Annotated in this window: 18 protein-coding genes; 7 read left to right on the top strand and 11 right to left on the bottom strand. The window is 67.0% G+C overall.

Annotated features, from left to right (window positions below):
• Window positions 1–87: 87 nt before the first annotated feature.
• A complete protein-coding gene (locus FOZ70_RS11625; protein WP_011354308.1) occupies window positions 88–375 on the top strand; it encodes a DUF1488 domain-containing protein in 288 nt (95 codons plus the stop codon).
• Between the two features lie 210 nt (window positions 376–585).
• Complete coding sequence (locus tag FOZ70_RS11620; protein WP_258025606.1) at window positions 586–858, top strand: tetratricopeptide repeat protein; 273 nt, start codon at window positions 586–588, stop codon at window positions 856–858.
• Window positions 859–948: 90 nt separating this feature from the next.
• On the opposite strand, the gene FOZ70_RS11615 is transcribed toward FOZ70_RS11620, so the two are convergent.
• A complete protein-coding gene (locus FOZ70_RS11615; RefSeq protein WP_021163282.1) occupies window positions 949–2,250 on the bottom strand; it encodes an NCS2 family permease in 1,302 nt (433 codons plus the stop codon).
• Between the two features lie 832 nt (window positions 2,251–3,082).
• Here FOZ70_RS11615 and FOZ70_RS11610 point away from each other — a divergent pair.
• A complete protein-coding gene (locus FOZ70_RS11610; protein WP_006480752.1) occupies window positions 3,083–3,361 on the top strand; it encodes a hypothetical protein in 279 nt (92 codons plus the stop codon).
• Window positions 3,362–3,518: 157 nt separating this feature from the next.
• On the opposite strand, the gene FOZ70_RS11605 is transcribed toward FOZ70_RS11610, so the two are convergent.
• The 6 genes from FOZ70_RS11605 to FOZ70_RS11580 form a co-directional block, all read right to left on the bottom strand.
• Window positions 3,519–3,896: a DUF2917 domain-containing protein gene (locus FOZ70_RS11605; protein ID WP_021163284.1), complete on the bottom strand. Its 378-nt coding sequence runs from the start codon at window positions 3,894–3,896 to the stop codon at window positions 3,519–3,521.
• Window positions 3,897–4,210: 314 nt separating this feature from the next.
• Entirely contained in the window at window positions 4,211–4,588 is a 378-nt protein-coding gene (locus FOZ70_RS11600) for a DUF2917 domain-containing protein (RefSeq protein ID WP_048024804.1), read from the bottom strand.
• Between the two features lie 251 nt (window positions 4,589–4,839).
• Window positions 4,840–5,127 carry a hypothetical protein gene (locus FOZ70_RS11595; RefSeq protein WP_021163286.1) on the bottom strand — a complete coding sequence of 96 codons (288 nt, stop codon included), beginning with the start codon at window positions 5,125–5,127 and terminating at the stop codon, window positions 4,840–4,842.
• A gap of 79 nt (window positions 5,128–5,206) precedes the next feature.
• Window positions 5,207–6,112, bottom strand: coding sequence for a metal-dependent hydrolase (locus FOZ70_RS11590; RefSeq protein WP_021163287.1), 906 nt, complete (start codon window positions 6,110–6,112; stop codon window positions 5,207–5,209).
• A 30-nt stretch (window positions 6,113–6,142) separates the two neighbouring features.
• Complete coding sequence (locus tag FOZ70_RS11585; protein WP_059649441.1) at window positions 6,143–7,930, bottom strand: SDR family oxidoreductase; 1,788 nt, start codon at window positions 7,928–7,930, stop codon at window positions 6,143–6,145.
• Between the two features lie 44 nt (window positions 7,931–7,974).
• Window positions 7,975–8,871: a M24 family metallopeptidase gene (locus tag FOZ70_RS11580; protein WP_219705916.1), complete on the bottom strand. Its 897-nt coding sequence runs from the start codon at window positions 8,869–8,871 to the stop codon at window positions 7,975–7,977.
• 430 nt (window positions 8,872–9,301) lie between these two features.
• On the opposite strand from FOZ70_RS11580, the gene FOZ70_RS11575 reads away from it, so the two are divergent.
• Both FOZ70_RS11575 and FOZ70_RS11570 read left to right on the top strand, forming a co-directional pair.
• A complete protein-coding gene (locus tag FOZ70_RS11575; RefSeq protein ID WP_059649442.1) occupies window positions 9,302–10,579 on the top strand; it encodes a haloacid dehalogenase-like hydrolase in 1,278 nt (425 codons plus the stop codon).
• 163 nt (window positions 10,580–10,742) lie between these two features.
• Window positions 10,743–10,925 (top strand): hypothetical protein, encoded by a 183-nt coding sequence (locus FOZ70_RS11570; RefSeq protein ID WP_059485181.1) that lies wholly within the window; start codon window positions 10,743–10,745, stop codon window positions 10,923–10,925.
• 91 nt (window positions 10,926–11,016) lie between these two features.
• On the opposite strand, the gene FOZ70_RS11565 is transcribed toward FOZ70_RS11570, so the two are convergent.
• From FOZ70_RS11565 to FOZ70_RS11550, 4 genes are all read right to left on the bottom strand, one after another.
• Complete coding sequence (locus FOZ70_RS11565; protein ID WP_219705915.1) at window positions 11,017–11,958, bottom strand: Abi family protein; 942 nt, start codon at window positions 11,956–11,958, stop codon at window positions 11,017–11,019.
• A 156-nt stretch (window positions 11,959–12,114) separates the two neighbouring features.
• Entirely contained in the window at window positions 12,115–12,888 is a 774-nt protein-coding gene (locus FOZ70_RS11560; protein ID WP_059588752.1) for a slipin family protein, read from the bottom strand.
• Window positions 12,885–14,477, bottom strand: coding sequence for a nodulation protein NfeD (locus FOZ70_RS11555; protein WP_219705914.1), 1,593 nt, complete (start codon window positions 14,475–14,477; stop codon window positions 12,885–12,887). Before FOZ70_RS11555 ends, FOZ70_RS11560 begins: the two co-directional genes overlap by 4 nt.
• Before the next feature lie 117 nt (window positions 14,478–14,594).
• Complete coding sequence (locus FOZ70_RS11550; protein WP_059588755.1) at window positions 14,595–15,629, bottom strand: AraC family transcriptional regulator; 1,035 nt, start codon at window positions 15,627–15,629, stop codon at window positions 14,595–14,597.
• Window positions 15,630–15,766: 137 nt separating this feature from the next.
• On the opposite strand from FOZ70_RS11550, the gene FOZ70_RS11545 reads away from it, so the two are divergent.
• Both FOZ70_RS11545 and FOZ70_RS11540 read left to right on the top strand, forming a co-directional pair.
• Complete coding sequence (locus FOZ70_RS11545) at window positions 15,767–16,900, top strand: acyl-CoA dehydrogenase family protein (protein ID WP_219705913.1); 1,134 nt, start codon at window positions 15,767–15,769, stop codon at window positions 16,898–16,900.
• A gap of 298 nt (window positions 16,901–17,198) precedes the next feature.
• Complete coding sequence (locus tag FOZ70_RS11540; RefSeq protein ID WP_021161956.1) at window positions 17,199–18,905, top strand: AMP-binding protein; 1,707 nt, start codon at window positions 17,199–17,201, stop codon at window positions 18,903–18,905.
• Window positions 18,906–18,931 lie beyond the last annotated feature (26 nt).

The following is an 18,931-nucleotide window of genomic DNA, read 5'->3' as shown; positions in this document are numbered from 1 at the left end:
CCCGCCGGCGAGCCCGCGTACATTTCGTCCGGCCGGTGGCGGACGACGGACGCGGTCATTCGTTTTCTACCGGTCGAGGCGGGTCCCATGCAAATCCATTTCACGAACGAGAAGCCCGAGTATTCGGGGCGCGACCTGATGCTTGCGTTCACGGCGTTGGTGAATGGCGAGCGCGTTCAATGTCAGATCACCGCCGAGGCACTGGAAGACCACTTCGGTGCGGCTTCGCCGCGCTTCGAGGACATGGTCGGTGCATTCGACCAGCACCGCGATCGTATCGAGGCGGCTGCACGGCGCCTGCTGTCGGAGACGCGCGCGCAATGCGTGACGCTGCGCAGCGGCTACGTCCGCTTCTACGAGGCCAACTGGCGCTGACGACACGACGCCCGTCTTGCTGCGCGCGTCGCTGAACGCCGCGCACGCGAAGACGTTGCCTTTCATGCGATGCCGTTCGGCGTGCCCGGGCGGCATTTTCGTATGCGGGGCGCACCGGATTGCTGCCGCGCCCGGCCGGCTGCTGGTGTGCCGGCACGACCCGGCGTATCGATTCGTCAGGATCGCAGAGAAAATCATTCGAATCAGGCGTTGAAGCTCGATCCGGCGAACCGTCTGGCGCTCGAGGCAACGGGCATCGCGGCGATCCGCCGCAACCGGCCCGATGCGGCGGTCGGGATCTTCGAGGGCGTGAACCGCGCGTATCCCGACGACGCACACGTGATCACCAACCTGGCGGTCGCCTATCGCCGCACCGGGCGGATCGATGACGCGATGCAGTTGTACCGCCGCGTCAAGACGCTGGATCCGCAACTGGCGCAGCGGCTGTACGACGAGGAACTCGAGGGCGTCGCGACGCCGTGATGCGCGCGGGCGGGCCTGCGCGGCTCGCCCAACGAAAACGCCACCCGAAGGTGGCGTTCGTTCGTCGAGCATCGCGCTGAAGCGCGACCGTCACTCGCTGCCGAGATAGAAGAAGCGGAACAGGAACACGGCCGCGATGATCCACACGATCGGCTTGACCGAACGGGCCTGGCCCGTCAGCAGCTTCAGGCCGCCGTAAGCGATGAAACCGAACGCGACGCCGTTCGCGATCGAGTACGTGAACGGCATCAGCAGCGCGGTGAGCGCGGCCGGCACGGCTTCCGTTGCATCGTCCCACGGCACCTCGACCATTTCGCGCAGCATCAGGCACGACACGTACAGCAGTGCCGGTGCCGTCGCATACGCCGGCACGACGCCGGCGAGCGGCGCGATGAACAGGCACGCGAGGAACAGCACCGCGACGGTGATGGCCGTCACGCCCGTGCGGCCGCCGGCCTGCACACCCGATGCGCTTTCGATATACGCGGTGGTCGACGACGTGCCGAGCACCGAGCCCGCGACGATCGCCGTGCTGTCGGCGAGCAGCGCCTTGTTCAGGCGGTTCATCTTGCCTTCGACGAGCAGGCCCGCGCGGTTCGCGACGCCCATCAGCGTGCCGGTCGCATCGAACAGCTCGACGAGGAAGAACACGAGGATCACGTTGATGATGCCGGTCGACAGTGCGGCGCCGATGTCGAGCTTGAACAGCGTCGCATCGATCGACGGCGGCGCGGAGAACACGCCGTGGAACTGGTTGCCGCCGAAGAAGAACGACAGGATCGTCACGCCGATGATGCCGATCAGGATCGCGCCGCGCACGCGCAGGTGGTCGAGCGTGACGATCGTGAAGAAGCCGATGATCGCGAGGATCGTCGTGGGCTTGTGCAGGTCGCCGAGCGTGACGAGCGTGGCCGGGTTGCCGACGATCACGCCCGACGTCTTCAGCGAGATGATGCCGAGGAACAGGCCGATACCCGCGGTGATCGAGATCCGCAGCGATTTCGGAATGCCGTTGACGATCGCCTCGCGCACGCGGAACAGCGTGACGAGCAGGAACAGGCAGCCGGAGATGAACACCGCGCCCAGCGCGGCCTGCCACGTGAAGCCCATCCCCTTGACGACCGTGTAAGCGAAATACGCGTTCAGGCCCATGCCGGGCGCGCATGCGATCGGGTAGTTCGCGTACAGCCCCATGATGATCGATGCCAGCGCCGCGACGAGGCAGGTCGCGACGAACACGGATTCCTTCGGCATGCCGGCGTCGCCGAGGATCGCGGGGTTGACGAAGATGATGTAGGCCATCGTCAGGAACGTGGTGACGCCCGCGAGTATTTCGGTGCGGAAGTCGGTGCCGGCTTCAGCGAAGCCGAAATACCGCTTGATGGATTCCATGAAGGCGTTTCTCCGGTCGGGTTGTCGTGTTGCTTGTTGTGCCGAATTGTTGTACAGGCAGCGGACGGCCGGCTTAATGTAACCAGCCACTATTGCCCGGCTATCGGCGGATTGTAATAGCGCGGATAGCTCGGACGATATAGTTGGAGGGCACGATCGCAAGATCGGTCGGCAGCCTGCGCGCGAACGGTCTGGCAGCCCGGCCGCGCGGCGAAGGCGCGCATTTTACCGGTTCGGGTGGAACGAACCGGAAGAAATGGCGGAAACGGGAGCAAGGCAAGGAAGCAAGGCAAGGAAGCAACACCAGCGAACGGAGCCGGCCGATGCGTGCGCAACAACGAGAGAAGCGAGTGCAAGCCGGACGTGCAGGCGGACGCACAAAGCGGCGTGCGGTGTGGTGCGCGTGGCGGGTGCGGGATGACATCCGGCTGAAACGGATCGCCCGCATGCTGCACGAACGCGGGGCAGGCAGCACGTGCGCGGCCGGCGCGGAGGCCTGGCAGCGGCGTGCGGCGGCCATTCTTCAGGCCAGGGGGAGCAGATATCGGGCTATCGTGCGCCGAAGCCGTCCCGCCCGCAACTGTCATTTCGCGATGCGGGGGCGACTGTGGTTTCTGTGTAAAAGATTGCAAGACCCCATCGCATAAACCGGCAAGGCTTTCTAGGATAGATACACCGCGCATGCACACGCCGGCCGGTAATTGCCGACGCGGGGGAGTCGCAGTCCGTGCAGGCCGGGCGGTGAAGTGCGGTCAAGGCCGTTGCGCGTTCGGGCAGGCACGGCCGGTTGCGATTGCCCGATGCGGGTTCGTCCGTAATCACGGAGGTCAGCATGTTGAACTGGATCAGCCGTTGGGCGATGCGACACGCCCCCACGCCGGAAAAAACCGCTGCGTCGATGCTCGTGACGGCGCGCATGGAACTGTTCGCTGCCGAACAGCGCGTCATCGACGCGAAATTACAAGCGGATTACTGGCGCACACGTGTGTCATTCCTCGAAGAGGTGCAGAAGCAGGGCATCGATCCGTGGGTGACCTCGCAGGCAGCGCAACGCCCCGACCTCGATTCCACTCCCCGCAGCACGGGCCCGCGTCTCGCCGCCAGCACCTGATGCACCGGATGCACCAGCTGCATCGCGGCGCGCGATCGCTCGCGGCACGCACCGGCGTGCCGCGTCATTCGATGCGCACCCGCGGCGCCTCATGCCGCGGGTGCGTCCGTTTCCGGTCGCGGCCGTTCCGCGTCTCGCGTGCCTGACGGCACGTCGCTCATCCGCTCCTTCCCGCTATCCCGAAGAGCAAACGTTGCACTTGCGCGAGCGTGCGCCTGAAGCGCTCGCCGCGACGCACGTATGCGGTCGTGAGTGTCGCTTCGGCCGGCCGGTCGTCGGCAACGGTGCCGAGCCAGATGCGTTCGCCGCGTGCGATGCGCAGCACGTCGCCGGGCTGCACCCAGCAATCGTCGACGCTCGGCGGGCGCGTGACCCACAGCGCCGCGCCATGCGTGCGCAGCTCCGCGTCCCGCGGCGCGCGCCAGGTCATCGTCGTGCGCGGCGCGACCGCGAAACGGATCACGACAGTCGGTAACGCGATCGTGCCGGCGTGGCGCCGATCGGGACGGTCAAACAGCGGGCTTGCCTGGTCCATCGTCTTCTCCAGTGATTGAGCCGGATGGATGACGCGCACCAGAACAAAAAGGCCTCATCCGTTTCCGGCGAGGCCTTGTGTGACATGCGGTACTGCCCGATTGCTAACGCACAAGCGCCTCCCGTGAACCATTCTTTCGAATGTTCATCGATCGATGAATCGAGGCGGAGACGAGCGTGTACGTAGGCATGCGAACGAGTTTGTCTTCGTGGAACGGCGTTGTCAACGACAATTTTAGAGATAGTAAAGGGGATGCGTCGGCGGCTGCGCGCGAGTGGCCGCGCTCCCGGATCGCATGCGTCGCGACACGTTCGTCATGAGCGACTTCGACATCGTTCGCGCAACAGGCTGCGCATTCGCGCGAGCGCATGCGCCAGCCATGCGCCGCGTCCCGTCGCGTACGCGGTCGTGATCGATGCTTCGGCCGGACGGGTGTCGTCGGTGCTTATCCAGATGCGATCGCCGCGCCGCACGCGCAGCACGTCGCCGGTTCGTATCCAGTAATCGTCGACGCTGCCCAGCCGCGTGACCCACAGTGTCGCGTCGTGCACGCGAATCTCGGCATCGTTTTGCGCGCGCCACGCCAGCGTCTTGCGCGGCGCGACCGTGAACTGGATCACGACCCGCGGCAACGCGATCGCATCGGTGCGGCACCGATCGGGGCAGACAACCAGCCGGCTTGCTTGGTCCATCGTCATCTCCTTCCGTTGAGCCGGGCGGGATGACGCGCACCAAAACAAAAAGGCCTCATCCGCTTCCGGCGAGGCCTTGTGACATGCGCAACTGAATCTCGATGCTAACGCACAAGCGCCTCCGGTGCTCGCCACGGATGGGCGTTCACTCGGTTTTCATGCGCGATGGCGGCGGGCTTGAGCATAAGCATGCGAACGAGTGTGTCGTGGCAGCGCATCGATGTCAACGGAAATTTCGAGATACGTGACGGTTACGCGTCGCGTTGCGCGAGGCCGTTCACGAGCAGCTCGGACAGGAGGCCCGTCATCCCTTCCGGGTGCGTGGCCGCGCGCGCCTTCAGCTGTTCGACGAGTTCGGCATTGAGCTTGCATGCGAACGGCACGAGGCCCTGTTCCTGGTCGAGCTTGCGCTGCGCGCGGCGGTCGAGCTTGGCGACTTCTTCGGCACCCTTGCCGAAACGTGCTGAGCTCGACTGCTTCATCGCGTGCGTCAGCTTGAGCGCCTTGTTCTTTTCGAGATCGGTTTTCTTCATGGCCATCGCGGCACCTCCGGGAAATTGAAGCCGCGATTGTACGCATTTCGGCGGGCGCCGCTCGTGGAGCCGGCAAGAAACCCGGTCAGGCGCCCTTCGCCGTGCCCCAGTTGCCGCCGTGCGCGGCCGCCTGTGCGGCCGGCGAGCGGGCGAGGTACGCGAGCGCCTGTTCGGTCGAGCCTTCGTGATGCGGCGTATAGCCGGGCTTGAAATAGCGCAGCGCCGCGCCGATCACCTTCCAGAACGACGGCAGGTGCCCGCGCCGCGAGCCTTGCCACCACGCGAGCACGAAACCCGGGTAGCGGCCGGCGTCCGGGTCGCGCCGGTACATGAACTTCGCGCCCGTCGTGATGTAGTAGAGCAGCAGCAGGATCACGAACGCCATGTGCACGCAGCGCTCCGGATAGGTGCCGCCCATGTGCCGGTAGATGTCGAACGCGACCGTGCGGTGCTCGACCTCCTCCGCGCCGTGCCAGCGCAGCAGGTCGACCATCGTCGGATCGGCTTTCCCCTCGTCGAGCCCGTGCGCGTTGAGCACCCAGTTGCCGAGATAACCGAAGAAATGCTCGAGCGACGCGATCACCGCGAGCTGCTGCCGCAGCCAGAAACGCGTGTGGCCGATCTTCAGCCCGAGCGGTTGTTCGCCGAGCACGCGCGTGAACAGCCGGTTGAGCTTTTGCGTGAACGGCTTCGTGTCGATCCCGTGCCGGTCGTAGTAATGCTTCAGCACGCCGCCGTGCGAACGCGAGTGCACGGCCTCCTGCCGCAGGAAGCCTTCGGCCTCGTCGCGCAGGCGCGCGTCGGTGATCAGCGGCAAGGCCTTGTTGTACACGCGGCAGAACCACAGCTCGCCTTCCGGGAACAGCAGGTTCAGCGTGTTGATGATGTGCGTGCTGCCCGGGTCGTTCGGCACCCAGGTGACCGGTGTGTCGCTGAAGTCGAACTTCACGTGCCGGGCCTTGATCTTGTGATAGTCGGCGGTATCGGTCATCTTTGTCTCCCTGTGCGGCGGCGTGCGCCGTCAATGCGATGCCATGCTGACGCGGGCGATCATCCGGCCGAGCCACGGCATGAAGCGGCCGACGAAGCGCATCGCGTGCGCCTCGCCGCCGACGGCGACGACGGGGCGGTTGCGCAGCACGCCGTCGACCATCGCCTGCGCGACGGTTTCGGGTTTCAGGCCGCGCATCTGGTACAGCTTCGTCGCGCGCTTGCGCAGCCGCGCTTCGTCCTGGGCATTGGCGCCCGCGTATTGCGTCGACGCCATGATTCCGGTCTCCGCGAAGCCGGGGCACACGGCCGTCACGCCGATGCCTTTTTCCGCGAGCTCCGCGCGCATGCATTCGCTGAGCATCAGCACGGCGGCTTTCGTCGTCGCATACGCGGGCAGGTCGCGCGACGGCCCGAACGCGGCGGCCGACGCGGTGTTGACGATGTGCCCGCCGGTGCCGCGCGCGGCCATCTGCTGCGCGAACAGCCGCGAGCCGTGGATCACGCCCCACAGGTTCACGTGCAGGATGCGCTCCCAGTGCCGCGTGCTCGTGTCGAGGATGCCGCCGGCCATGCCGATGCCGGCGTTGTTGATCACCACGTCCGCGCCGCCGAGTTCGCTGCCGACCCACGTCGCCAGCGCTTCCATTTCGTCGGCGGACCCGACGTCGACGCGCTTCGCGTGGGCCTGCGCGCCGGTCAGCCCGATCAGCAGCGCGGTGCGTTCGGCGCTTGCGGGATCGATGTCGCAAGCGACGATCGTCGCGCCTTCGCGCGCGAACGCGAGCGCCGCGCAGCGGCCGATGCCGCTGCCCGCGCCGGTGACGACCGCGACCTTGCCGCTGAAGCGGCCGCTCGTTGCGCGGCGGCGCGCGTTCGCGAGCGCGGGCGGCTCGTTGCCCGATTCGACCGCGTCGATCAGTTGCCCGGCCAGATCCGCGAAGCGCGCCGGATCGGCGAGCGGCAGCCAGTGGCCGGCCGCGACCTCACGGCGGTAGTACTGCGGCACCCAGCGCGACAGGTTCTCGGACAGCGCGGGGCTCACGTACTTGTCGCCGAGCGGCACGATCGTCTGCACCGGTGCATGCGCATGGCGTTCGCGCGGCGCGAACAGGCAGCGGATGAAGTTCGCGCGATAGAGGCGCACGCCGCGCGCGCCGTCGTCGGCTTGCGTCGGACGCGGCGCGACGGGCGTTTTCTCGAGCCGGCGCAGCAGGCGCGGCCACGCGCGGCCGAGCCACAGCCGCCAGCCGAGCTCGGGGATGAACGGCAGGTGGAACAGGTACACGTACCACGAGCGCACGAGCTGGCCGCCGAGCCTGGCGAGCGACGCGGGCGTCGGGTGCAGCACGCGTTCGCGCAGCCAGAAGCCGACATGGTCGAGGCACGGCCCCGAGCACGACGTGTAAGACGCGATGCGGCCGGAAAGGCGCGGATCGGTGACGAATTCCCAGCCCTGGATCGAACCCCAGTCGTGCGCGACCAGATGCACGGCGCGGCCGGGGCAGAGCGCGTCGATCACCGCGACGAAATCGTCGGTCAGCTTCGCGAGGTGGTAGTCGGCCGTGCGCTTCGGCGCGCCGGACAGGCCCGCGCCGCGCACGTCGTATGCGATCACGTAGTGCTTGCGCGCGAGCAGCGGCGCGACGTGCTGCCAGACGCTGCTGTCGTCGGGATAACCGTGCACGAGCACGACCGGCGAGCGGGCCGCGTCGCCCCAGGTCCTGACCGCGAGCGTCAGGTCGCCGGAGGCGACCGCCGTTTCGCCATGAACCGATTCGAACAGGGCCAGCGGCGCTTCGTTGGAAAGAGGCTGCATCGTGAGTCCGTCGTTCAGGGAGTCGGGGGGAAGGCGAGGATGCGTCAGGCGGCGGCCGGGACGGTCGCGACGGCCTGCGCACGCTCGGCCTGGCGGCGCTGCCAGCGGCGCACGTGCGGCAGGTCTTCGTCGAGCCAGTACGCGTCGTCTTCGGTGATCACGAGCAGCTCCTCGAATTTCGCGCCGACACCGGCGAAGCCGAGATGCGGCTCGACGGCCCACAGGCCCGGCACGGGCGCATGCTCGGAGCGGCGGTCGATCGACCACAGCGGCGACCAGCCTTGCCGTTTCGCCGCGCGGCCCTGGTCGAGGAGCAGGTTGCGCGTCGCGTTCAGCCCGAAGCGCGCGACGAAGCGCGGCTTCGACAGCTTGTGGATCTTCGCGACGCGATGCGCGAGCACCTTGAACGGATAGGCCTTGTGGCGCGGCTCGACACCCTGGCGGCGGCACAGCGCGTCGACTTCCTGCGCGACCTCGGCCATCGGCCGGCGCGCCTTCACGAGCCGCACGATCAGGTCGCGATGGTCCATCAGGTCATCCTTCAGCTGCTCTAGGATCGGGTTCTGGCCGAGGCAGTGCGCGTAGCCGACGTCGGCCACGATGCCGTCGAGCACCGGCGCGACGTCGAGGATCACCGGCATGTCGGTTTCGAGCTGGCGGTTGCTCGGGAAGAACGCGAGATTGAAGCCGCCCATGTGCTTGAGGCCCGAGAAGCCTTCGAACGCGGTGCGGTCGCCGAACCACGCGAACGGCTTGTGCAGCCAGTCGTGTACGCCGTTGTCCTGCAGCCATTCGGTCAGCAGGCGCGCGGCTTCCTTTTCGGTGATGCCGGGGTAGAGCATCGCGCCGACGGTCTCGACACAGCGGTAGGCAAGCTGCTGGACCGCGCGGAATTGCGGCAGCTCGTCGAGGTGGACTTCCGGCAGCGAGTGGTCGGCCATGATGCGTCTCCAAGGGGGCGCTGATCCGGAATCCGTCCGCTGGCGTCGCCGTCGCGGGTTATTCAGTCAGCATTTAATGTGTCATTGATCAATGTAACGATCATAGACGGTTCCACGTGCCGGGACGTGAGGATTTGTCCTAATGGCAGGGGGAAATGGAGGGGAGCCTCTAGGTTTCCGGACGATGTCGCGAGCGGCTGCGTCGCCGGCCCGGACGGCCGTGTTCGATCGCTTCGTGATGCCCGGCATGTCGCGCCGGATCAACTCGCCGTCGTGTCGCGGCGTGACGCTGTCAAATTGCCGAAATAATTTCGTCACATCATTCGTCCCCCGATTCGAGGCAGTCCCGGCTTCGCGGTGGCGATGACCCGCCAGTGCGCCGCACGGGGCAGTGACCGGAACCGATTCGACATTTCCACGGAGAGAGACCATGCAACGCCGCCAGTTCATGAACACCCTTGCCGCGGCGACCGCTGCGACGTCGCTGATGCTCAAGGCCGGCACCGCCGACGCAAAGAGCGCCACCGCGCCGGACGCGCTGGACCCGGGCCGCTGGTCGCCGTTCAACGCCGCGCGCCTGCAGGCGGTGCTCGACCAGCATGGCGTCGCGAGCGCGCGCTACGACGAAAAGCGCCGCCCGTACGCGGTGTTCGACTGGGACAACACGTGCATCATGAACGACTGCGAAGAGGCGTTGCTGATGTACCAGATCAACCATCTGCAATACAAGCTGACACCGGACGAATTCGTCGGCGTGATGTGGAAGGACGTGCCGAAGGGCGCGTTCATGAAGGACTACACGACCGTCGACGGCAAGCCGGTGACGATGGAGGATCTCGCCGCCGACGTCGAATCCGACTACCGCTGGCTCTACGCGAACTACAAGGGTTTCGGCGGCAGCAAGAGCCTCGACGAGATTCACGAGACCGACCAGTTCAAGGATTTCCGCGCGAAGCTGTACTTCATGTACGACGCGATCTGCGACACGCACCCGCTCGAAGTCGGCTACAAGTGGATCATCTATTTCTACAAGAACATGACGACCGCCGAGCTGCAGGCGATGGCGGAAGCGTCGGACAACTACGGGATCGGCGACGCGCTGCGCAAGGTACGCTACGAAAGCCCGAAGACGCTGCCGGGCAAGGCCGGCGTCGTCGCCGATACGCATTTCCACGGCATTCGCATCCATGAGGAAATCCGCGCGGTGATGCACACGCTGCGCGCGAACGGCATCGACGTGTACGTGAGCACCGCGTCGCTCGACGATGTGGTGCGCGTGTTCGCCGGCAATCCGAACTATGGCTACGGCGTGCCGCCTGAAAACGTGATCGGCCTGCGCCTCGACATGCAGGACGGCAAGTACACGAGCACCTATCCGGCCGGCTGGCATTTCAACTGGGGGCCCGGCAAGACGGTGGGCATCCGCAACGTGCTCGAATCGAAGAAGGGCTACGGCCCGCTGCTGGTGTTCGGCGACAGCGACGGCGACGCGTGGATGCTGCGCGACTTCAAGGACACCGCTGCCGGCGTGATCGTCAACCGGATGAAGAAGGGCGAGATCGGCGCGGACAGCAAGCTCGCGGCCGGGCAGATCGGCCAGCCGGATGCGCGTTTCCTGCTGCAGGGCCGCGACGAGCACACGGGCCTGATGATTCCCGACGAGAAGTCGATCAAGTACGGCAAGACCGAGCGTAAGCTGCTGGCCTGACGGGTGCTTGATGCCGGGCCGTGGCGGCCCGGCGTCCGGCATCCGGCGGGATCGACGGCGGCGCGTCGCGCGAGCCGGAACTCGTTCGTCTCAGCGCTCGCGCGGCATACCCGGCCGATCCAGCAACGCCCCCAGCAGATCGATCGGCAGCGGAAACACGAAAATGAAGGAGAAGCGCAGGACGATCGATCAGGTGCGGGAGTGGTACCGAATCCGGGGAGGGAAGCGGATCGAGCTCGCAACGGAGGAGGCGGGCAATAAAAAAGGACGCTTGCGCGTCCTTTTGCCGTCTGAAGTGTTGCGCATCGTCGAGAGGCGTCCCCAGCGTTTTCATCGGCAATCCTAGCGAAGTATCGAACGAATGTCAAAATGCATCGTGTCGAAAACGGATGCATGACGGGCATCCTGCCGCGTGTTCGGTTGTATCCGCCCTGAACTCACCGCCACGCCGGCGTCGAATGCCAATCGGTCGTGAAGCCGAGATGGGCCGCCGCGTCCACGTGCTCACACCCCGTCAACGTCGCTCGCAAGGCTTCGCGCCATTCGCTCCCATGACCGAGTGGGTCGAGCAGGGCCTTCATCATCGTTGCGCGGGCGTAGAACGTCTCCGGCCGGGTCATTTCCGGAGCATACCGGGCGAGCGTTCGCCCGGCCGGCTTGGCGGGAGGCGATACCGTCAGCTTCATTCCCCAAAGCCGGGCGTGGTGCGCACACGCATTGCGCAGGTCGGTGAGCGATTGCAGCCAGCTGGTGAGCACCGTATCAGGGATGTCCGGCCACGCATGGCGTCCGGCGACCTTGCGGTCGCGCATCGAGAGCGCGCTGAAAATTCGGGACAATGCGCCCAGGCTCAGCCGCTCGCAGACCAGCCAGATCGGCGGCAGGTCGGGGCTGGCATAGGTCCGATAGTAGTGAGTCAGTGCCGAGCCCTTCCGGGTTTCACACTCCCGGGCGATCTGATCCAGAACGCGCGCGTAGTGGCGCAGGTCGACGAAACGGTCCCTCTCGACGTACCAGTGGCTGCCGTAGTCGATTGCGAGGGGATCGCTGAGTGCGGCGCGCAGTGCAACCTCAATGCGCTCGACCGCGTCCATCGTGATCGAGCGCAGACGTCGATCGAATGCGTAGAGTTCAACGATGTCGGAGAATCGGGTTCGAGGCCAGAATCGCCTGGTCGTGGGGTTCTGGAACCGCCGCATGTAGACCAGCAACCGGAAATGGCCGATCGACCGGAGCATGCGCAAGTTCGCCGGGCGATCGTCGATGCGCAGGCCGCGTTGCCACAGCCGATGAAGCGTTTCCTCGGCACTGAGGGCCACCTTGCCATAGGCCCTGGTTGGCGTCGCCGGTGCCGTCTTCCTTGTCCGAGTCTTGCCCATCGTCGATCCGTACTGCCATGCATGAGGATCTCGTTGTATACGCCATCGGACCGTAAGCGGCCACCTTCCATACCATTCGGCAGATGGGGGCGCCGGTCGGTATCGATGCCTGCTGCCTCTCGTCCGGCGAATCCGGTGAGGATCCGAATGTCTGCCTCATTCCTCCCGCTTTCCTCCCAACCGCTCCAGCAACGCCCCCAGCAGATCGATCGGCAGCGGAAACACGATCGTCGAGTTCTTGTCCGCCGCGATCGTCGTCAGTGTCTGCAGGTAGCGCAGCTGCATCGCCTGCGGCTGCAGCGCGAGCCGCTGCGCGGCCTGCAGCAGTTTCTCCGACGCCTGCAGTTCGCCTTCCGCATGAATCACCTTCGCGCGCCGCTCGCGTTCGGCCTCGGCCTGTCGCGCAATCGCGCGGATCATCGTCTCGTTCAGGTCGACATGCTTGATCTCGACGGTCGACACCTTGATCCCCCACGCATCGGTCTGCGCGTCGAGCGTCTTCTGGATGTCGGCGTTCAGCTGCTCGCGCTCGGCCAGCAGCGCATCGAGCTCGTGCTTGCCGAGCACCGAACGCAGCGTCGTCTGCGAGAGCTGGCTCGTCGCGTCGAAGAAGCGCGCGACCTGGATCACGGCCTTCTCCGGATCGACGACGCGGAAATACACGACCGCATTGACCTTCACCGACACGTTGTCGCGCGTGATCACGTCCTGCGCGGGCACGTCGAACACGACGGTGCGCAGGTCGATCCGCACGACCTGCTGAACGATCGGGATGATCAGCACGAGCCCCGGCCCCTTCACCTTCCAGAAGCGGCCGAGCATGAACACCACGCCGCGCTCGTACTCGCGGAAGATGCGGATCGACGACGCGACGAGCACCACGGCGAAGACGATCAGGACGCTGCTGAAGCCGAATGTGTAGCCGATCATGTTGGTTCACCTTGGTGTTGTTGTTCCTGCGCCGGCACGTCGTACAGCGGCGCGACGGTGAGCAGCAGCCCCTGGCGGCCGGTGACGCGCACGCGGCAGCCCGCGGCAAGCGGCGCGCTGCTGGCCACCCGCCAGCGCTCGCCATGCACGCGAGCCCAGCCCGCGGCCGATGTAGCCGTGCCGGCTGTCTCGTGCGGCTGGTCGGCGCGCAGGCCGTCGTCGAGCACTTCGCCGATGCTGCCGACCATCGCCTCGGCACCCGTCACGACCGGGCGCCGCCGCGCGCGCAGCGCGACGCTCGACACGCCCGCGACGAGCAGCCCGCCGCCGAGCGCCAGGCTCGCGATCACGGGCCATGGAATCCCGTAGCCGGGCACGTCGGTGTCGATCAGCATCAGCGCGCCGATCGTGAACGACACGATCCCGCCGAAACCGAGCACGCCGAAGGTCGGCAGGAACGCCTCGGCGACCAGGCAGCCGAGGCCGAGCAGCACGAGGCCGAGGCCCGCATAGCTGATCGGCAGCAACTGCATCGCGAACAGCCCGACCAGCAGGCAGATCGTGCCGGCGACGCCCGGCAGCACGAAGCCGGGGTTCGCGAACTCGAAGAAGAGGCCGTAGATGCCGATCGTCAGCAGGATCAGCGCGACGTTCGGATCGGCGATGATCGCGAGGAAGCGGCTGCGCCAGTCGGGCTCGACGATGACGAGCGGCGCGTGCGTGGTCGCGAGCTTCACCGTGCCGGCGGTGGTCGTCGCGGTATGACCGTCGAGCTGGCGCGCGAGGTCGGCCGGATCTTGTGCGATCAGGTCGACGACGTGCTGCGCGCGCGCCTCGCTGGCCGACAGGCTGACGGCTTCGCGCACCGCACGCTCGCCCCATTCGGCATTGCGCCCGCGCAGCTGCGCGAGGCCGCGGATGTAGGCGGACGCGTCCTGCATCGCCTTGCGGATCTCGGTCGATTGCGTGTCGGTCGGCAATGCGGCCTGCGTGGCGGCCTCGGATGCGCCGGATGCCCCTGACGCACCCGGGGTTCCGGCCGGCGGGCGTGGTGCAGCGGGGTTCGCACCCGGTGGCGCGGCGCCGCCGATGCCGAACTGCACCGGCGACGCCGCGCCGAGATTGGTGCCGGGCGCCATCGCCGCGAAGTGGCTGGCATAGACGATGTAGGTGCCCGCGCTGGCGGCCCGCGCGCCGCCCGGCGCGACGAACGCGGCGACCGGCACGGGCGAGCCGAGGATGGCCTTGATGATCTGCCGCATCGACGTGTCGAGGCCGCCGGGCGTGTCGAGCTGCAGGATCGCGAGCGGCGCGTGCTGGCGTGCCGCACGGTCGAGCGAGCGCACGATGAAATCGGCGCTGGCGGGCCCGATCGCGCCGTTGATCGGGATCACGATGACCGGGCGGGCGGCGGCGGGTGCGGCGGGTGTGTCGGGTGTGTCGGCGGACGGCGGCGCGGCGACCGCGGCACACACGACCAGCAGCGCCGCGAACAGCGCGGCGCGCGCGACCCGCGCGGACAGCGGGTGACGAGGGTGGCCGCCGGGCGTGGCAGGCACCGGCGACGGCCCGTGACGGTGAAAGTGCATCGGGGCGTCCGGGCGGCGCGTGGCCGTGCGCCATCCGGCTTGCGGAAAGGGCGTGGGCCCGATGCTTAAAGATTAGGCGGTTTCGGCGGAAAGCGCGAAGCGAGTGCCGTGCCGGCCTCAGCTCGCGCCGCCGCCGCGCGCAAGCACTTCGTCGCGATAGTCGGCCGGGCTGCGCCCGCTCCATTTGCGGAACGCGCGGTAGAACGCGCTCGGTTCCGCGAAACCGGTTGCAGCCGCGACGTCGGCGATCGTGCGCGCGGGATCGGCCAGCGCCTCGAACGCGAGGTCGCGCCGCAGCGTGTCCTTGATCGACTGGTACGCGTGGCCTTCCTGGTGCAGCTTGCGGCGCAGCGTGGCCTCGGCCACGTGCAGCCGCGCGGCCATCCCGCCCGCGCCCGGCCACGCGGCGGGCGGCATCCCGCGCAGCACCGCGCGCACGCGCTGCGCGAGCGCGTTCGGGTTGCGGTACTTGACGATGAAGCTCGCCGGCGCGTTGCGCAGGAACGTCTTCAGCGTCTTCGCGTTCTGCACGACCGGCAGCGTCGCGAATTCGGGATCGAAATCGACATACGAATCGGGTTCGTTGAAACGCATGTCGTCGCAGAACATCGACGGGTATTCATGGTCGGCGGGCGGCGTGTCGCAGCGGAAGCTCGCATGCAGCAGCGGGATGCGCCGCCCGATCAGCCAGCAGGTCAGCCCGTAGACGATGATGAAATAGGTCGCATACGTGAACATCGCCGGCGTCGCACCGTTGTTGCGGTGCACGAAGCGCAACCGCACGCGCTGCGGGTTCGCGTCGAGCTCGGCGTGCAGGTCGTCGAGCACGCAGTGCATGAAATTCACCGCGCGTGCCATCGCGTGCAGGCCGTCGCGCGCGGTCAGCGCCGCCTGGCTCATCGCGATGAAACTGCCGCTGCGCATCGGGTGGCGATCCTGCCCGAAAAACTCGTCGTCGAGCGTGCGCGCGATCGCGTTCCACAGTGCGCCGTATTGTTGCGCGGACACGCGTGCGCGCGGCTGTCCGAGCAGCGCCGGGGCGATGCCGGCCTGCGCGAGCAGCGGTTCGGCCGCGACGCCGCGCCGGGTCGCGAGCGCGACGCTGTAAGCGACGAGGCTGATCGCGACGGTTCCCTTGTCTTCCTGCTTCATCCGTGCCGCCGGTGTGGCAAAAACGCTCAGTGTAAATGAGCGGCGCGAGCATCGAACAGTCGCGCGTGCTTGCCTACACTTGTTGCATCGAAACGCAAGGACGGTCGCGCCCGGCGGCCGCGGGAGACAGCAGCACCATGGACGAGCTTTACACCGAAGACCAGCGGATGATCCGCGACGCCGCACGCGCCTTTGCCACCGAGATGCTGGCGCCGAACGCGGCGCAGTGGGACCACGAAGCACACCTGCCCGACGCCATCGTCGCGCAGCTCGGCGAACTCGGCCTGCTCGGGATGATCGTGCCGCAGGAGCTGGGCGGCTCGTATACGGACTACGTGGCCTACGCGCTGGCGATGGAAGAAGTCGCCGCCGGCGACGCCGCGTGCGCGACGATGATGAGCGTGCACAACTCGGTCGGCTGCGGGCCGATCCTCGGCTTCGGCACGCCCGCGCAGAAGGATCGCTGGCTGGCCGACATGGCGGCCGGCCGCGTGATCGGCGCGTTCTGCCTGACCGAGCCGCATGCGGGTTCCGAGGCGAACAACCTGCGCACGCGGGCCGAACTGCGCGACGGCAAATGGGTGCTGAACGGCGCGAAGCAGTTCGTGACCAACGGCCAGCGCGCGGGTGTCGCGATCGTTTTTGCCATGACGGACCCGGAAGCCGGCAAACGCGGCATTTCCGCATTTCTGGTGCCGACCGACACGCCGGGCTTCATCGTCGGCAAGCCCGAGAAGAAGATGGGCATCCGCGCGTCGGACACGTGCCCGATCACGTTCGAGAACTGCGCGATTCCGGAAGAAAACCTGCTCGGCAATCGCGGCGAAGGGCTGAAGATCGCGTTGTCGAACCTCGAAGGCGGGCGCATCGGCATCGCCGCGCAGGCGCTCGGCATCGCGCGCGCCGCGTTCGACAAGGCGCGCCGCTATGCGGGCGAGCGCGTGCAGTTCGGCAAGCCAATCGCCGAGCACCAGGCGATCCAGCAGAAGCTCGCCGACATGGCCGTGCAGATCAACGCCGCGCGCCTGCTCGTGCATCACGCGGCGAAGCTGCGCACGGCCGGCTTGCCGTGCCTGTCGGAAGCGTCGCAGGCGAAGCTGTTCGCGTCGGAGATGGCCGAGCGCGTGTGTTCGGACGCGATCCAGATCCACGGCGGCTACGGCTACCTGGTCGATTACGAAGTCGAGCGCCACTATCGTGACGCGCGCATCACGCAGATTTACGAAGGCACCAGCGAAGTGCAGCGGATGGTGATCGCGCGGCAGCTTTGAGCCGCGACATCCGGGTCGAAAAGAAGCATCGCGCAGGGCACGAGGGCAGTGCGGTGAACGCGGCACGCAACGACGTGACCGTGCACCGCGACAGAGGAGACCGGGCATGCGCTGCAGTCATGCTGCCGGTTCACCGCGAGGCATGGGACGAGAGGAAGCGTTGAAGCGCTGACGCTCGTCGACCGCGCAAGGCATGGGACGAGAGCAAGCGCTGAAGCGCTGACGCTCGTCGACCGCACGAGGCATGGGACGAGAGTAAGCGCTGAAGCGCTAACTCTCGTCGACAGGAGACAAAACGATGACGGTACAGGCATTCCTGAACGCACGCGACTTTCTGCTGCGCCATCGCACCGACTACGAAACCGCGTACCGCGATTTCGAATGGCCGGTGCTCGACGCGTTCAACTGGGCGCTCGACTACTTCGACCCGATGGCGCGCGGCAACGACCAGCCCGCACTGTGGATCGTCGACGCGGCCACCGGCACGGGCGATCCGTATTCGTTCGCGCAGATGTCCGAGCGTTCGTCGCGGATCGCGAACTGGCTGCGCTCGATCGGCGTCGTGCGCGGCGACCGCATCCTGCTGATGCTGCCGAACCGTGTCGAGCTGTGGGACGCGATGCTCGCCGCGATGAAGCTGGGCGCGATCGTCCTGCCCGCCACCACGCAACTGTCGCCCGACGACGTGCGCGACCGCGTGCAGATCGGCGGCGCGAAATACGCGATCGTCGACGAGAACGAAACCGCGAAATTCGACCAGCCCGACCTCGGCCTCGCGCAGAAGATCGTCGCGGGCGCGCCGCGCGCGGGCTGGCTCGCGATGAACGACGGCTATGCGGCGAGCGCCGAATTCGAGCCGGACGCCGTCACGCACGCGAACGATCCGATGCTGCTGTACTTCACGTCGGGCACGACGTCGAAGCCGAAACTCGTCGAGCATACGCATCGCACCTATCCGGTCGGGCACCTGTCGACGATGTACTGGGTCGGCCTGCAGCCGGGCGACATCCACTGGAACATCAGCTCGCCGGGCTGGGCGAAACACGCATGGAGCTGCTTCTTCGCGCCGTGGAACGCGCAGGCCTGCGTGTTCGCATTCAACTACGCGCGCTTCGAGCCGAAGGTGGTGCTCGATGCGCTCGTCAAATACCAGGTGACGACGCTGTGCGCGCCGCCGACCGTGTGGCGCATGCTCGTGCAGCAGCCGCTCGCGTCGTTCGACGTGAAGCTGCGCGAGATCGTCGGCGCGGGCGAGCCGCTGAATCCCGAGATCATCGAGCGCGTGAAGAAGGCGTGGGGCATCGCGATTCGCGACGGCTACGGCCAGACCGAAACGACCTGCCTGATCGGCAACTCGCCGGGCCAGCCGGTGGTCGCGGGCTCGATGGGCCGGCCGCTGCCCGGCTACCGCATTACGCTGCTCGACCCGGACGGCGCGCCCGTGACAGAAGGCGAGGTTGCGCTGCCGATCGGCGCCGACGTCACGCGCCCGGTGGGCCTGATGAAAGGCTATGCGAACAACCCCGATGCAACCGCCTACGCGATGCGCGACGGCCACTACCGCACGTCGGACATCGCGATGCGCGGCGACGACGGTTATTACGTCTACATCGGCCGCGCGGACGACGTGTTCAAGTCGTCCGACTACCGGCTGAGCCCGTTCGAACTGGAAAGCGTGCTGATCGAGCATCCGGCGATCGCCGAGGCGGCCGTCGTGCCGAGCCCCGACCCCGTGCGGCTGTCGGTGCCGAAGACCTTCATCACGCTGCGGCAGGGTTACGAGGAAAGCCCCGCGCTCGCGCTGGAGATCTTCCGTTTCTCGCGCGAGAAGCTCGCGCCGTACAAGCGCATCCGCCGCCTGCAATTCGCGGAGCTGCCGAAGACGATCTCGGGGAAGATCCGCCGCGTCGAGCTGCGCCGCCGCGAGATCGAGCGCGGCGACGACGCGACCGCGCGCATGCCCGGCGAATACTGGGAAGAAGATTTTGCTGCCGAACTGAAATGACGTGACCGCGGGCCGCGCGCCGCATT

It is taken from the genome of Burkholderia sp. COPS (assembly GCF_019425585.1).
GTDB classification, from domain to species: domain Bacteria; phylum Pseudomonadota; class Gammaproteobacteria; order Burkholderiales; family Burkholderiaceae; genus Burkholderia; species Burkholderia cepacia.
Note: the sequence above shows the minus strand (reverse complement) of the source record. Positions and strands in the feature narration are given on the sequence as shown.